This window comes from Dietzia sp. IBK-p2-15D (genome assembly GCF_057773105.1).
In genome coordinates this window covers 1-443 of sequence record NZ_JBYMTK010000107.1, presented here as the reverse complement: position 1 = coordinate 443, position 443 = coordinate 1, and the positions used below count along the sequence as shown (strand labels likewise).

1 protein-coding gene is annotated in these 443 nt (G+C 35.9%); it reads left to right on the top strand.

The genetic code is table 11. The features are described 5' to 3' along the window. Positions 1–73 precede the first annotated feature (73 nt). Positions 74–443: hypothetical protein (locus AC3DEV_RS17095; RefSeq protein WP_488372890.1), on the top strand; the 370-nt coding region annotated here is incomplete at its 3' end.

Genomic DNA, 443 nt, shown 5'->3' with positions numbered 1-443 from the left:
GGTACAAGTAGTGAAGTAGCAAGCACTGACACTAGTTCAAACAACATGGAAAATACTGGTTAAGGAGAAACGAATGGATGATTTTTGCGTATACGGACATTTTGCAAAACAGGATTTTACAGACAGTGGAGGTAATTTTCATCCTGCAGGCTCTTGCTGTTACATTGGGTCTGGAAACAAGGATCGTCCGTTTGTTATTAACAAGTCAGCACGTAGAAAAATTCACGTAGATGTTAAGGATTTACTTGAAATTAAGATACTAGAAAACAATCTTTCTGATATTGATAAAGTAAAAGTTGAACGAAGATTTTACGATTTCTACATCAACCAAGGTTATAATCTTTTTAATCAGCACAGACCAAGAGACATTAAAAAGTATGATCTTGAGTTGTTTTCCAAGTATCTAGTACTCGATCCGACCTCTCCTAGTTTCTTGTCTTGGA